Genomic DNA, 237 nt, shown 5'->3' on the forward strand with positions numbered 1-237 from the left:
CCCGATCGGCGGTGCGCGCGTCGGCTACATCAACGGCAGCTACGTTCTCAACCCGACCGTGGACGAGGTGAAGGAATCGCGCCTCGATCTCGTCGTTGCCGGTACCGGCGATGCCGTCCTGATGGTGGAATCGGAGGCCGACGAGCTTCCCGAGGACGTCATGCTCGGTGCGGTGATGTTCGGTCATAAGGGCTTCCAGCCCGTCATCGACGCCATCATCAAGCTTGCGGAGCGTTC

At 63.3% G+C, this 237-nt stretch carries 1 pseudogene; it reads left to right on the forward strand.

Annotation, left to right across the window (positions count from 1 at the left end):
- Positions 1 to 237: pseudogene (locus tag CH341_RS33440) on the forward strand (polyribonucleotide nucleotidyltransferase); the annotation flags it as partial.

It is taken from the genome of Rhodoplanes roseus (genome assembly GCF_003258865.1).
Taxonomy (GTDB): domain Bacteria; phylum Pseudomonadota; class Alphaproteobacteria; order Rhizobiales; family Xanthobacteraceae; genus Rhodoplanes; species Rhodoplanes roseus.